General features: G+C 53.0%; 1 protein-coding gene. It reads right to left on the bottom strand.

Annotated features, from left to right (window positions below):
* The coding region (locus FW757_RS23100; RefSeq protein ID WP_446441780.1) for an Ig-like domain-containing protein at positions 1-924 on the bottom strand (924 nt) is incomplete at its 3' end.
* Between the last annotated feature and the right edge of the window lie 10 nt (positions 925-934).

A 934-nucleotide genomic window follows, 5' to 3' on the forward strand; every position in this document is an offset into this window, starting at 1 on the left:
CACTTGGAATGCGCCTTCTGCAAGTGGGATCGGTACATCCACCGACCACGTACCATCAGCCAGTACCGTCGCAGTTAAAGTTTGCACCGTGCCGTTAGCATCTGTCACAGTGATACTTACCAGTCCACCAATTTCATCACTACTACCAGTAATGGTAGGCGTGCTATCGCTCGTTGCAGCAAGCGGATCAATATCAAAGCTTGGCGCTTGAGTGTCAATTACTCCGCCGTTTTCAGTATCAGACGCGGTATTACCTGCCGCATCAGTGACGCTGGCATCCACTTGGAATGCGCCCTCTGCAAGCGGCGTCGGTATATCCACCGACCACGTACCATCTGCCAGTACCGTCGCGATTAAGGTTTGTACTGCCCCCGTCGCATCAGTGACGATGACACTGACGAGACCACCAATTTCATCACTGCTACCAGTGATGGTGGGCGTGGTATCGTTCGTTGCAGCAAGTGGATCAATATCAAAAGTAGGCGCTTGGGTGTCAATTACTCCGCCGTTTTCAGTATCAGACGCGGTATTACCTGCCGCATCAGTGACACTGCCATCCACTTGGAATGCGCCCTCTGCCAGCGGCGTCGGTACATCCACCGACCAAGTGCCATCAGCTAATACCGTCGCGGTTAAGGTTTGTACTGCGCCAGTGGCATCAGTGACAATCACGCTGACGAGTCCACCAATTTCATCACTGCTACCAGTAATCGTTGGCGTGGCATCGTTCGTTGCAGCAAGTGGAACAATATCAAAAGTAGGCGCTTGGGTGTCAATTACTCCGCCGTTTTCAGTATCAGACGCGGTATTACCTGCCGCATCAGTGACGCTGGCATCCACTTGGAATGCGCCCTCTGCAAGCGGCGTCGGTATATCCACTGACCACGTACCATCTGCCAGTACCGTCGCAGTTAAAGTTTGCACCGCACCGTTT

The sequence above is a fragment of the Pseudoalteromonas sp. 1181_04 genome (assembly GCF_052850545.1).